Source organism: Clostridium sp. UBA6640 (genome assembly GCF_002455975.1).
GTDB lineage: Bacteria > Bacillota > Clostridia > Clostridiales > Clostridiaceae > Clostridium_J.
Window position 1 is genome coordinate 92,290 of record NZ_DKLM01000053.1, and the last position, 13,758, is coordinate 106,047.

At 29.2% G+C, this 13,758-nt stretch carries 10 protein-coding genes and 2 pseudogenes; 3 read left to right on the forward strand and 9 right to left on the reverse strand.

The window, feature by feature from the left end; translation table 11 throughout:
- Positions 1 to 213 precede the first annotated feature (213 nt).
- A complete protein-coding gene (locus tag B2W91_RS05780; protein WP_291579342.1) occupies positions 214 to 2,241 on the reverse strand; it encodes a sodium-translocating pyrophosphatase in 2,028 nt (675 codons plus the stop codon).
- 882 nt (positions 2,242 to 3,123) lie between these two features.
- Here B2W91_RS05780 and B2W91_RS05785 point away from each other — a divergent pair.
- Positions 3,124 to 3,753 (forward strand): TetR/AcrR family transcriptional regulator, encoded by a 630-nt coding sequence (locus B2W91_RS05785; protein WP_291579344.1) that lies wholly within the window; start codon positions 3,124 to 3,126, stop codon positions 3,751 to 3,753.
- Between the two features lie 72 nt (positions 3,754 to 3,825).
- Here the strand turns inward: B2W91_RS05785 and B2W91_RS05790 are convergent, their stop codons facing one another.
- Positions 3,826 to 4,353 carry a hypothetical protein gene (locus B2W91_RS05790; RefSeq protein WP_291579346.1) on the reverse strand — a complete coding sequence of 176 codons (528 nt, stop codon included), beginning with the start codon at positions 4,351 to 4,353 and terminating at the stop codon, positions 3,826 to 3,828.
- 218 nt (positions 4,354 to 4,571) lie between these two features.
- Here B2W91_RS05790 and B2W91_RS05795 point away from each other — a divergent pair, with 218 nt between their 5' ends.
- On the forward strand, positions 4,572 to 4,946 hold the full coding sequence (locus B2W91_RS05795) for a DUF2680 domain-containing protein (RefSeq protein WP_291579347.1): 375 nt from the start codon (positions 4,572 to 4,574) through the stop codon (positions 4,944 to 4,946).
- 152 nt (positions 4,947 to 5,098) lie between these two features.
- Here B2W91_RS05795 and B2W91_RS05800 read toward each other — a convergent pair.
- The 3 genes and pseudogenes from B2W91_RS05800 to B2W91_RS05810 form a co-directional block, all read right to left on the reverse strand.
- Positions 5,099 to 6,309 (reverse strand): annotated as a pseudogene (locus B2W91_RS05800) (ABC transporter permease).
- Position 6,310: 1 nt separating this feature from the next.
- Positions 6,311 to 7,042 (reverse strand): ABC transporter ATP-binding protein, encoded by a 732-nt coding sequence (locus tag B2W91_RS05805; RefSeq protein ID WP_291579349.1) that lies wholly within the window; start codon positions 7,040 to 7,042, stop codon positions 6,311 to 6,313.
- Positions 7,042 to 7,905, reverse strand: coding sequence for an efflux RND transporter periplasmic adaptor subunit (locus B2W91_RS05810; protein WP_291579351.1), 864 nt, complete (start codon positions 7,903 to 7,905; stop codon positions 7,042 to 7,044). Before B2W91_RS05810 ends, B2W91_RS05805 begins: the two co-directional genes overlap by 1 nt.
- A 179-nt stretch (positions 7,906 to 8,084) precedes the next feature.
- On the opposite strand from B2W91_RS05810, the gene B2W91_RS05815 reads away from it, so the two are divergent.
- Positions 8,085 to 8,531 (forward strand): MarR family winged helix-turn-helix transcriptional regulator, encoded by a 447-nt coding sequence (locus B2W91_RS05815; RefSeq protein WP_291579353.1) that lies wholly within the window; start codon positions 8,085 to 8,087, stop codon positions 8,529 to 8,531.
- Between the two features lie 59 nt (positions 8,532 to 8,590).
- On the opposite strand, the gene B2W91_RS05820 is transcribed toward B2W91_RS05815, so the two are convergent.
- The 4 genes and pseudogenes from B2W91_RS05820 to B2W91_RS05835 all read right to left on the reverse strand — a co-directional run bounded on the left by B2W91_RS05820 (position 8,591) and on the right by B2W91_RS05835 (position 13,715).
- A complete protein-coding gene (locus tag B2W91_RS05820; protein ID WP_291579364.1) occupies positions 8,591 to 9,616 on the reverse strand; it encodes a P1 family peptidase in 1,026 nt (341 codons plus the stop codon).
- A 376-nt stretch (positions 9,617 to 9,992) separates the two neighbouring features.
- Positions 9,993 to 10,802: pseudogene (locus B2W91_RS05825) on the reverse strand (ABC transporter permease).
- A 35-nt stretch (positions 10,803 to 10,837) separates the two neighbouring features.
- Positions 10,838 to 11,794, reverse strand: a complete 957-nt coding sequence (locus B2W91_RS05830; RefSeq protein ID WP_291579354.1) for an ABC transporter permease — start codon at positions 11,792 to 11,794, stop codon at positions 10,838 to 10,840.
- A 325-nt stretch (positions 11,795 to 12,119) separates the two neighbouring features.
- On the reverse strand, positions 12,120 to 13,715 hold the full coding sequence (locus B2W91_RS05835; RefSeq protein ID WP_291579356.1) for an ABC transporter substrate-binding protein: 1,596 nt from the start codon (positions 13,713 to 13,715) through the stop codon (positions 12,120 to 12,122).
- Between the last annotated feature and the right edge of the window lie 43 nt (positions 13,716 to 13,758).

Below are 13,758 nucleotides of genomic sequence, written 5' to 3' on the forward strand. Positions count from 1 at the left end.
TGAATTGTGAACTGTGAATTTAATAGTTCCAACTATGATAGGAAAAATATCAATTATTTCTACATACATATCAACCTTAGAGCTGGTATATCTATATATATTTGTACTTTAATTGTAAATTCCCTTCTTTTTTCAATATAAATCTATTTAATAAAATGCAAATTTAAAGCCCCGAAATTATATCGGGGCTTTGATGCCGTGATTATTTAATGATTATTTAATTAAAAATTCTAATAATACTCCACCATACTCTGCTATTAATGGAGCAAATACCAATGATATTATAGTCATAAGTTTAACTAATATATTCATTGATGGACCTGATGTATCTTTAAATGGATCTCCTACAGTGTCTCCAACTACTGCAGCTTTATGAGTTTCGCTACCTTTTCCTCCAAAATGTCCTTCCTCAACATACTTTTTAGCATTATCCCAAGCTCCACCAGCATTAGCCATCATTATAGCCATTAGAACTCCACTGGCAACCGCACTACTTAGTAATCCTCCTAAAGCTTCTACACCAAATAAAAATCCAGTTAATATAGGAACTACTATAGCTAATACACCTGGAAGTATCATTTCTCTTAATGCAGCATGAGTTGATATTTCAACGCATTTTGAATATTCAGGAGCATTCTTTCCTTCCATTATTCCATCTATTTCTTTAAATTGTCTTCTTACTTCTTTAACCATGTCATTTGCTGCCTTACCTACTGATTCCATTGTTAAGGCACTAAATAAGAATGGAAGCATTACTCCTACAAGTACTCCAACTAAAGTAACTGGGTTTAATATATTTATCTCCATAAGCCCAGAAGCTTCTGCAAAAGAAGCAAATAATGCTAATGATGTTAATGCAGCAGACCCTATAGCAAATCCTTTACCTTTTGCAGCTGTAGTATTTCCTACAGAATCTAACTTATCTGTAATTTCTCTAACCTCTTCAGGCAAATCTGACATTTGAGCTATTCCACCTGCATTATCTGCAATTGGACCATAAGCATCAACCGCAACGATAAGACCAGTTATTGATAACATTCCTACTGCTGAAAGAGCAATTCCATATAGTCCCATTGAACTATTATTACTTCCACCCATTACAAAGTAAGCTATTAGTATTTCAAGAGCTATTAGTAATATTGTTCCCATAGTAGATTTCATACCAACTGCCATACCAGAAATAATATTAGTTCCTGCTCCTGTTTGTGATTGATCAGCTATTTTTTTTACGCTTTTATAATCCGCTGAAGTATACACTTCTGTTAATGAACCTATTAAAATCCCTATAATCATTCCACTACCAACAGCAAAAAAACTGTTCAAGGTACCAAAAGTCATTTTACTAGCAAACAGTGCTCCTATTAAGAACAATCCACCAGCAATATAAGTGCCTAGGTTTAAAGACTTCTGTGGATTTTCGCTTTTTGAAACTTTAACATATATAGTTCCTATAATTGAAGCAATTATACCTAAAGACACTAGAATTATAGGGTAAGCTACTCCATTTAAACTATCTTTATAAACTACAGCTCCTAAAGTTATGGCTGAAATAATTGATCCTACATAAGATTCAAATAAGTCAGCTCCCATACCTGCAACGTCTCCAACATTATCTCCAACGTTATCTGCAATAACTGCTGGATTTCTTGGGTCATCTTCTGGTATTCCCGCCTCAACTTTACCAACAATATCTGCACCTACGTCAGCAGCTTTAGTATATATACCACCACCAACTCTTGCAAATAATGCTATTGAAGATGCTCCTAATCCAAACCCTGTTAATATACTTGTATCTCCGTTAAAGACTAAATATATTATTGAAATTCCTAGTGTTCCTAATCCTACAACACTCATTCCCATAACTGCCCCACCAGAGAATGCAATAGATAATGCCTTTCCTATGCCATGCCTTGCTGCTTCTGCTGTTCTCACATTGGCTGATGTAGCTATTTTCATTCCAAAATATCCAGCTAAAATTGAAAATATAGCTCCGCATAAGAATGATATACCAGTTTGGAAATTTATAAATATACTAAGTAAAATTACAACTATAACTATAAAAACGCTTAAATAAGTATATTCTTTTCTTAAAAAAGCCATTGAGCCTTCTTTTATATAGGATGCTATTTCTGTCATCCTCTCATTTCCTTTTTTCTCTTTAACAATTGTTTTACTTAAATAAAACGCGAAAATTATTGCAAGCACCCCGCCTACAATTCCTAATAAATATGCTTGTTCCATAATATCACCCAAATATAATTTTTAATATTTTATTAAAATATTAAATAAAATTATATTTTTATCCTTTTCCTTTAATTAGATTCTTTAAATTGGACTAATTTATCCTATTAATTGTAGGATAAATCTTTTAAAATATTTAAAAACCAAAACTTTTTATTAAATAAATATAAACAATATTATCCATATCTATTATAATTAAAAACATTAAACTCTCTCATATCTCAACTACCTCCCTCTAACAATATAAAATATTCTGAATATAAACTAGAATATTTAAATTTACAATATTGCAAATTTTTTAAATAAAAAAATTTCTTACTATTAAGCACATTTATTTTGAATTAGTATACAAAATATTACGCTTTAAATGTATAAACTAACTTTAACACAAATGTAAACAATATCAAATACATTATATATTATTTTATAATAGTTTATTAGAAAAACTACTAAATTTCAATATATAAATTGAATTTTTTTTAAATTCACTATTTTCAGTATAATATTTAAATGCCTAAAACTCCACAGCCAAATATTTTGGAGTTTTCCTAAATTCCTCATTCTTCATTATCAATCCTTAATTTCTAAGGGGTTAATCTGTTTTTCGTGAATTGTGAATTCAATAGTTTCAATTATAACGCTAACATATTCCAACTATTTCCATATATACTAGTTTTAGATCTGGCATATCTATATAATAATACCCTAAATAAAATATTTTTATCACAAACATAATTTTTATTATAAGTCACAAATTAAGCTATTTAATTATTTTATAAATGTATATTCTTTAATACCTTTATTTTTATACTCCTTGTTACTTTCACATATCTTATTTATAATAAGAAAGGATATAACTAATTTGTTAAAGGAATGATGGTATTGAGAGAAACAAATCTATCAGAAGATAAAAAGCATAATATAATCTATGCTTCAATTGACGAATTTAGTGAAAAAGGTTATAGCAAAGCTTCTACTAATACAATAATGAAAAATGCAGGAGTTTCTAAAGGTCTTATATTTCATTATTTTGGTAATAAAAAAAATCTATATATTCATACAGTGCACTATACTCAGAATGTTATGTCTGAACTTTTATCTTTAAATACACTTGAAAGCAAATATGATATCTTTGAATTAATAACAGATGTTCTTATGCAGAAAGTGAAAATTGCATCTGAACATCCCAAAATGTATATGCTTATTTTTGATGCTTTCTACAATACTCCAGATGAACTCAAAGGAGAATTTAGTAATAAAGTAGTTGATATTATAAATTCAGCTATGGCTACACTTAAAGATAAAATAGATATCTCTAAATTTAGGGATGACATTGAATATGAAAAAGCCATAAATCTACTTTATGTATTTATAGAAGCAATGGCTAATAAGCATATAGATGCTTTTAAGAGCAAGCCAGATAAAGGTTTAAGTCAACTAAGCATGTTACTCGAAGAGTTTAAAGCATATATAGATATACTAAAGAAAGGTACATATAAATCAAAGTCGTGATAAAATCACGACTTTTTCCATAGATAAATACAAATATTTTTCTGCTATAAAAAATTTTATATTTTAGTATTGCTAGTTTATCTTTATATTTAATCTTACCTTAGTATAATAATTATCTTCATTTTCATCTATATGTTTATATCCTAAATTTATAATCCCTTCCCCTTCATTTCCTAATTGAAAATACATAAACTTCCTACTATTCGATTGACCTTCTCTTTTTTTGGGATTAATTTCAAATGGATTTATTTTTTTATACTCTATAAATTTTATTACATTAGGATTTAACTCATTAATAATATCCCATTTAGCAGTTATAGTTGAATTTTCATATAGAGATATAATAAACTTAGAACTCTTTGGTATTGTAATGTTAATGCTGTCATCATTATTAATATTATATTGATGAAATTTAAGTAAACCTTTATTATCAATAATTATATAAATATTTTCGGAACTATCTATAGGGTTAAGATATTTGTGATTCTCAAGCCATAAATCCCTAAAGCATAATTTAATTACTGTATTAGAATAAACCTGAAAAATGTTAAATGAAAATATCAATATTATAAATAAAATAATTGTATTTTTTCTTCTCATACTATACCTCCCCTCATTATAGCTAATATTCGTTTTACTATTTTATGAACTATTTTTCATTTGCATATCTATAATTTTTTACCAATGCCCTTAGTAATTTTTTTAAATTCAGAACATTAATTAATTCTATATATTATGTAATTTAGCTATCTACATAACTTCTTCACAACTTATTGATATGATGTACTCAAAATTTATAATAAAGGGAGAGATTGTTTATGAATAAAAAAATTTTAGTAATAACAGCTTTAACACTGTCACTAGGGGTTACATCTATTGCTTATGCAAGCAGTTTATCAAATAAAGATTATGATATTCCTAAGGCCAATAGCTCAACTTATCAAGATTTATCAACAAAGGAAGATGTTTATAACGACGAGTTACTTAACGAATTTGACAACGTAGATATAAAATATAGAAAACAAATTTTAGAAGAAAAAACTAAAGCTGTAGATAAAGCTATAGAAGATGGTAAAATTTCTGAAGAAGAAGGAAATAAAATAAAAGAAAACCTTCAATATAGAATAGATGAATGTAATAAAATTATGAATAGAGGGTCTTTAAGCAGAAATGGTAGATTTGGTTGTCATTAAATCTATAGATAAAACCGTGGCTAATAGTCACGGTTTTATAATTTAAAATTAAAAGTAATTAAGGCATCTTGAAAAAATAACTAGTTTATATGCTAGTATATTTTATTCAGATGCCTAATTCTATTCTTAATTCATATTCTTAGTTCTCTACATTATTCATATCTTAATGCTTCAATAGGATCTAACTTGGCTGCCTTTCTTGCAGGATAAATCCCAAAGAAAATTCCTACTGAAGAAGAAAATATTATAACTGCTATTATGGATTTTATCGATAATACAGGAGCTATTCCTGCAAAACTACCTAGTCCATATGCTGCTGCAATTCCTAATATCATTCCTATAATTCCACCTAAAAGTGATATTATAACAGATTCCGTTAGAAATTGAAGGAGTATAGTATTAGTTGTGGCACCTATCGCTTTTCTTATGCCTATTTCTCTGGTTCTTTCGGTAACAGATACAAGCATTATATTCATAACTCCTATACCACCTACTAATAATGAAATAGCTGCCACTGCTGATATAAATCCTGTAAATATTCCTAATACTTCATTTACTTGATCTAATTGTTTCATAAGGCTTTCCGCAGTATAAACTTCCCTATCTCGGTTATTATGCCTACTCTTTAAAACGTTAATTGCACTATTTCCTGCTAGNNTTCAACATTCTCCTTTGTATCAGCCATAATATATAAGGTATCTATGACAAAATCTGTAGGATATAAACTTTCTAGAAATGATAGTGGAACCATGCTCATAATAGGCATATCCTCATTTTCTGCCATAAACATCATCTGCGAACTTTTTGTAACTCCAATTATCCTTGCTTTCTTAGCAGATGCTTTAGGACCTACAGTAACATACTCTCCTATTACATCCGTATATCCAAAAAGAGATTTAGCTCCTATTTCATCTAAAACAATCACAGCTTTTCCCTCTCTAGACTCTGTCTCATTAAAAAATCGTCCATGAACCATTTCTACATTTTGAATAAAAGCTAAATCCTGATTTCCTGCTGAAATTGATGCTCTTTTAGATTTTGTTTCTGAGGATATATTGCCCATCTTATAGGAAGAAGGAGTTATATATTTTACTGTATTAACTCTCTCAGCTATTTGCTTAATATCATTATCATTAAAATAATCGCACATAGTAGCCTCATTTGAATTTACTTTTATGCTTACTGTGGAAGATCCTATTTTTTCAAATTCACCAGTTATAGAGGATTTTCCACCTTCCCCTAAAGATAGAATAGCTATAACTGAACTTATTCCTATAATTATCCCTAACATAGTTAGAAAAGATCTTAGCTTATTAGCCTTTATGCTATCTACAGCCATTTTAAAATTTTCTATAAAGTTCATATTAAGCCTCCTCTCCGTTTATCTTTACGATTCTAGGTTTATTAAGTATTATCCTATTATTTACTATCTCATCATCTACAATTAAACCATCTTTAAATCTTACAATTCTCTTAGTATATTGAGCTACATCTGGTTCATGAGTTACCATTATTATAGTTGAACCTTCATCATTTAAATCTTGAAATATTTTTATAATATCATTAGTAGAATTAGAATCAAGGTTTCCTGTAGGTTCATCTGCCATAATCACTGCTGGATTATTAACTATTGCACGTGCAATTGCAACTCTTTGTTTTTGTCCACCTGAAATTTCAGTAGGTTTATGTTTAATCCTATCTAAAAGCCCTACTTTCTCAAGTGCTATCAATGACTTTTCTCTTCTTTCTTTAAGCGGCACTCCAGCATAAACCATAGGAAGTTCTACATTTTCTAATATTGTCATACGAGGAAGTAAGTTGAAAGCTTGAAATACAAAGCCTATTTCTTTATTTCGTGTAATTGCTAATTCATTATCACTTAAGTTAGATACATTTTTCCCATTTAATAAATAAGTACCACAATCCATCCTATCCAAACATCCTAGTATATTCATGAATGTAGACTTACCTGATCCAGAAGGTCCCATAATAGAAGTGAACTCACCTTTTCCAACCTTTAAAGTAATTCCCTTTAAGGCTTTAAAGCTAATATCACCTTGAGCATAGGTTTTTTCAACGTTCTTTACTTCTAGCATTATTTAGCCTCCTCTACCTCTGCCTTTACCTCATCACCACTATTAATGTTATTAGGATTTAATATTATTTTTTCTCCCCCTTCTATACCTGATAAATCTTCAGATTCCATATCAGACTCTAATCCTAATTTAATTTCTTTTTCTATCGCCTTATTGTCTTCTAATATATAAATAAAATTTTTACCTGACTTATCTGATTTTATAGCCTCTGCTGGTATTTTTATAATGTCTTTTTTCTCTCCTAAAAGTATATTGACATCTACATCAAATCCTGCCATCAATCCCTCTATATTATCTAAAATACTTAGTTCTACTTTTAGTGTAGTTTCTCCACTTCCCATAACAGATATTGGTTGTTTAGCTATAGGATCTACATGTTCTACTTTTGCTTTATAACTCTTTCCGTTAAATTTTACTTCAGCACTTTGTCCTACTTTAACTTTGTGTGCATCAAATTTGCCAAGACCAACTTCTATTTTTAAGTTATCTAAATCTTGTACCACTACTGCAGGCTGGTTCATATTTCCTATAGTACCCTCTAAAACATTTATTTCTGTAATAGTACCATTAAATTCTGCATCAATACTTCCCATATCATAAGATACTATTACATCTCCATCTTTTACTTTGTCTCCTACTTTAAAATTAACTTCTGAAACCTTTGATTGAGGACCATAGTATTCTTTGACTTTCTTTGAAGATATAATCCCTGTAGTACTTAAATAAGATTTAACTTCTCCTTTTTCCACTGATATAGTTTTAACTTCTGGAACTTTTCCTTCTTTTTTCTTTGCCATAGTTAATGAGGTAGCCGCTAAAGCTAAAACTACTATCAAAATACCTATTATAGTTCTTCTTTTCATTCCTTATCCTCCCGTAATATAAAGTTATCAATATATTTCATTCTCTTCCATCAATTGATAATTTATTTTGTTATATTTTCATAACTATTTTACCATCATTTTTAATAAATTCAACTAACAACTTTATAAATTCGTGCTATAATTTAATTGTAATTATCTTATAGTTAGGAGTAATGTTTATGGATGACAAAGAATTAACTGTCATTGCAGAAAATATGCTTTCAATTTTTCCATTGATTATAAAAAAATTTTCTAAAATTGGAGACTTTGAAAATAATCAATGTTTACCAACTTCTCAATGCAATATATTATTTTTACTACATACTTTTGGAATTTTAGCTATGTCTGAAATATCGAAAAGACTATCTATAAATAAATCTAACTTAACGCCACTTATAGATAAGTTGATAAGTGAAAATTTAGTGGAAAGAATCCCTGGAGAAAAGGATCGCAGAATTATACAAATTTCACTTACTGAAAAAGGTGCTGACTTTGTAGAAAATCATAAAGCACTTGCAGCACTAAAGCTAAAAGAAAAGTTTTCTCAATTTACTGAAGAAGAATTGAAGGAATTATCATATAGTTTTGATACCATAAATAAAATAATCTCTAAAATGGAAAATTAATAGCAAAGTGAACTAGTTCACTTTGCTATTACAAATTTTTTATTAACTTTAATCATTAATTATCTTAAGTAATCTTTTATTGAAAATCTCTTATGTCCATCTCTTCCCTCTGTTGTTTCTGCATAAACCATAGAATTTAAAACACTTTCCTCAACAGCTTCTGTAGCTGCTCTAAAAACTAAATCCATCTTCTCCTCATTTATCGCTCCAAAGGAAGTTATAAGCTTTTCCTCATAATGATTTATTTTATTAGCAGTTGTAAAAGAAATTACTACATCTCCACTTCCATTTCCAACATAAGACCCAGTTCTCGCCAATCCCACAACTGCTCGTTTAGAAACTCTTTTAAGTTGCCTTTCATTTAAAGGTATATCAGTAGCAATTATTATTATTATCGATCCCTTATCTATTTGTTCCATTTCTCCAAGGCCATAGATTTCTTTTCCTATTTCTCTATGATTAATTATTAAATCTTTTTTCTTTCCAAAATTAGAAAGTACTAATACTCCTAGAGTATATTCCTTATCACCCAATTCTATAATTCTTGATGATGAACCTATACCTCCTTTTAATCCATAGCAACTCATTCCTGTTCCTGCCCCTACAGCACCTTCTTCAAAAATTACATCAGCATTTTTTATAGCTTCTAGAGCATGATCACTTTTAATTGCCAATTGTCGTATATCATTTAAATATCCATCATTACATTCACAAACCACTGGATTTATTGTACCTGTTGTATCTCCAATATCAGCATTATTGCTGAGCATATATTTTATTAAACCTTCGCTTACTGCTCCTACACTTAAAGTATTAGTAAGCAATATTGGAGTTTCAATATTACCAAGTTCCTCTATTTGAATAGTTCCTATAGTTTTACCAAATCCATTTATAATATAGGATGATGCCATAACTTTCTTCCTGAAAATATTGCCCTCATGTGGAAGAATAGCAGTAACTCCAGTCTTAATTCTATCTTTATTTAAAGTAACATGTCCTACTTTCACTCCTTCAACATCAGTAATTAAATTATTTTTACCTGTTTTTAGCTCTCCTATAGTAACTCCATATCTTCTAATTCCCATATCTCCCATGATAATCTCTCCTTAATAAATTCTTAAATATATATTTATTATAAACCGCTTTAAAACTACCATAAAGTTTAATGCACAACTTTATCTAATTTACAATTCACAGTACATTATTGTGAATTGAATAAAACCCTAGATATAAAACTTTACATCTAGGGTAAATAAGCGTAATCTAAAATTCATAAATGACAAATATATTAATTAAATTAAGAATTCTCAGGATACAATAAAGCATTAGGGATTATGCTTTAATATATAAGATGCTATTTAAGGTTTTAAGTAATCTTAATTTTTGTACTAACTATTTTATTGTCAGAGGGATTAATGATGTTTTAGTTACGCTATTTTACTATATTCAATTGCATGTAATTTATATATCATTCATTTTAGGCTCAAGTGCTGATCTTAGTACATCACCTAAAACATTAAAGCTAAGTACAGTTATCAATATTAAAAGTCCTGGAAACACTGCAAGATAAGCTTTATCTGTCATTCTAGCCTGCGCTGCTTGAAGCATACTTCCCCATGAAGCCATAGGTTGCTGTACTCCTAGACCTAAAAAACTAAGTGCAGACTCTGTTAATATTGCATCAGCTATATTAATACTTGATGCCACAATAACCGTTGGCAATACATTAGGTATAATATGCTTTTTAATTATATGCCAATTGCTGGCTCCCAAAGATTTTGCAACAAAAACATATTCTCTTTCTCTATAAGATAAAGTTTCTGATCTTACTATTCTTGCTATTCCCATCCATCCAAAAGCTCCTATTATTACTATTGTATTTACTATACTAGGTTACAAATAAGCATTAGTAATTAATATTAAGAAGAATACAGGAATACACATAAGCATATCAATTATTCTCATTATAATTGAATCTAAAGATCCTCCTATATAACCGCTAATTGCACCTACAACAGTTCCAATTATTATAGATACACCCATAGAGAGTATACCTACCATAATAGATACTCGCCCTCCATATAATGCTCTTGTAAAGTAATCTCTTCCAAGTTCATCTGTTCCAAAAATATGTTTAATACTTGGTCCTTGAAATTTAGATAATATATCTATCTTATTGGGATCATATGGAGATAAAAAAGCAAGTATGGAAAATGCAAAAATTATGCAAATAGATACAAGTGAAAATTTTGCTAACTTATTTTTTTTCATTTGTATTTTAAAATTGGATTTAAATCTGCTTTCTATCACTTGTGTCCCACCGCCTTAATTCTAGGATCAACTACTACGTACAATAAGTCTGCTATTAAATTACCTAAAATCACCATTATAGATGTCATCATAGTTATTGCCATAATTACTGGATAATCCATAGAAAATATAGAATTAATTCCGAGTCTTCCCATACCTGGCCATCCAAAAACAGTTTCTGTTATAAAAGCTCCAGATACTAAAGATGGTAAACTCATACCCAATATAGTTATTATAGGAATCAATGAATTTTTCATAACATGTTTAAATAAAATCTGTTTCTTTGATACTCCCTTTGCCATAGCTGTAATAATATAATCCTCTTGAAGCTCTCCTATAGTAGCTGACCTTACATATCTAGTTAAAACTGCGCTATTTGGAAAACTTAATACTATTGTAGGTAATATACCATGCTTTAAAATATCTAAAAAAGAATTAACACCTATGGTCCTCATGCCTACACTAGGAAGTAATCGAAGCCTTAATGCAAATATAGTTATAAGTATCATTGAAAACCAAAAACTTGGTATAGATATTCCTATATAACTTACTGCAGTAACAACATTATCTACAAATTTATTTTTATTAAAAGCTGTATACATTCCTAATGGAATTGATATCAATATAGATAAAATCATCGATGCTCCCATAAGTCCTAATGTAGCAGGAAGTCTTGATAAAATTTCCTTTGCTACTGGCTGATGAGTTATAAGAGAATAACCTAAGTTTCCCCTTAAAGTATTTTTAAGCCAATAAAAATATCTAATAAAAACTGGTTTATCTAATCCTAAGCTTGCCCTAATTATAGCTACTTGTTCTTCTGACATTTGAGGTGTTCTAAACCCCTGCGCTGGATCACCTGGAGCTAAATTCATCAATATGTATGATATGAAGGAAATAAATAATAGCATAGGAATAGCTTCTAATACTCTTTTGAATATATGTTTCTTCATAGTATTTTCCTCCATGTCTTTATTCAATTAACAATGGACAATCATATAGGGTTCTACAATTAAAGCTCAACTTATACATGATTTTAATNNTTTTCTATGAATGAAAAATTAAGAATGAAGAATGAAGAATTATGGTTAAAACTTCACGGTTAAGACTTTTGAAGTTTTTGAGAATAAATTTTATTTTAAAAAATTCACTAAGGGTGAACTTTTCCTAAATCCTTCATTCTTAATTATTAATCCTTAATTTTTAAGGAGTTAATCTGTTTTTATAGAAACTTAATTTTGTTCCAATTGTCCATTATTAATTCTAAGTTTATTTAGATTATTTTTCTATCATATAAAGCTTAGATAAATCTTCAAACATGTATATAGGTACTGTCTTAGCTTCTTCTACCCCACCAAAGTTAGAGCTTATAGCAATTAATGATTTTGTATATTGTATTGGATATATTGCTGCATCTTCTGCTATACCCTGTTGTATTTTTTCATATATTTCTTTTCTTTTACCTTCATCTGCTTCTTTTGCCCCTTCTTTCCATAAATCATCTATTTCTTTATTTGAATAACTCATGGCATTAAACATTGCACCAGTAGTATAGGCACTGGCATATCCGTTAGGGTCTACCCCCATAACATATCCATTTAATATTAAATCAAAATCTCTCTCTTGTTCACCTACAAGTTTACCAAAGAAAGCATTTCCATCTATAAGCACTGGTTCAACCTCAATACCTATTTCTTTTAATTGTTGTTGAACAATCATAACTGTATCTTTATCACCATCATATTGAAAATTTAATTTCAATTTCTCAACACCAGCACTTTTCATAAGCTCCTTTGCTTTTTCTATATTATATTCATATTTAGGTACATCTTCAGTATAATATTTAGTGCTAGGTGCTAAAATTGAATCTGCCATTGCCGTATTTTCTAAGTTCTTATACTGGCCTTTTAGTATTTCTTCTTTATTAAGTGCATAACTAATAGCTTGTCTAACTTCTTTTTTCTTTAAGTTTTCATTTTTTTCATTAAATATCATATAACTTAACATACCTTCTTCAAAAGAAGTTGTAGTAAATCTATCGTCATTAGAGAATTTTTCAAGTTCTTCTTCTGTTACATAAGTTGCATTAACCTCTCCATTTTCAAAAGCAATTTTAGAAGTATTTTTATCTGGAATTATTCTGTATACTATATTCTCAAGGTGAGGCTTGCCTCCATGATAATCTGTAAATCTTTCTAAGGTTAAACTTTCACCTTTTTTCCACTCTTTAAATTTGAAGGGACCTGAACCTACAGGATTATCATTCTTCTCAGATTTAGCTAAATCTTTTTCTTCTTCAAATATGTGCTTAGGTATTGGTCTTAATGAACCTAAATTAGCATCAAAAGGAGCAAATACTTGTGGTAGTTTAAATTCAACTGTTAATTCATCTTTTTTAATTACATCAATATTTTTCCCATCCACTACAAAAGATTCTCTGTCTCCAATACCATTTTTTTCATCTTGTACGGCTTTCACTGTAAAAACTATATCATCAGCAGTAATTTTTTGTCCGTCATGCCATTTTAAATTATCTTTTAATTTAACTGTATATGTAAGTTTATCTTCTGAGGCTTCCATCTTTTCTGCAAGATAATATCTTGTCTCATCTTTACCTACAATAAATAATGGATCAAACAAGGCATTATTCACAGTGAACGTAATTCTATTTTGTTGAAAAAATGGATTTAAACAAGTAGGATCAGTATTAGCAGAAAATGCCATTGTGCCTCCATCCTTTTTAACAACCTCTTCTATTTGTTCTACTTTTTTTCCTGTTGTATTGTTATCTGTTGATGTATTTGCCCCACAACCTATTAATCCTAAAATTAAAACTATTGAAAGCGCTGTACATAAAAACTTTTTACTTTTCATAATTTCCCCCCTATAGATATAATTCGATCTGTTAACTTATATG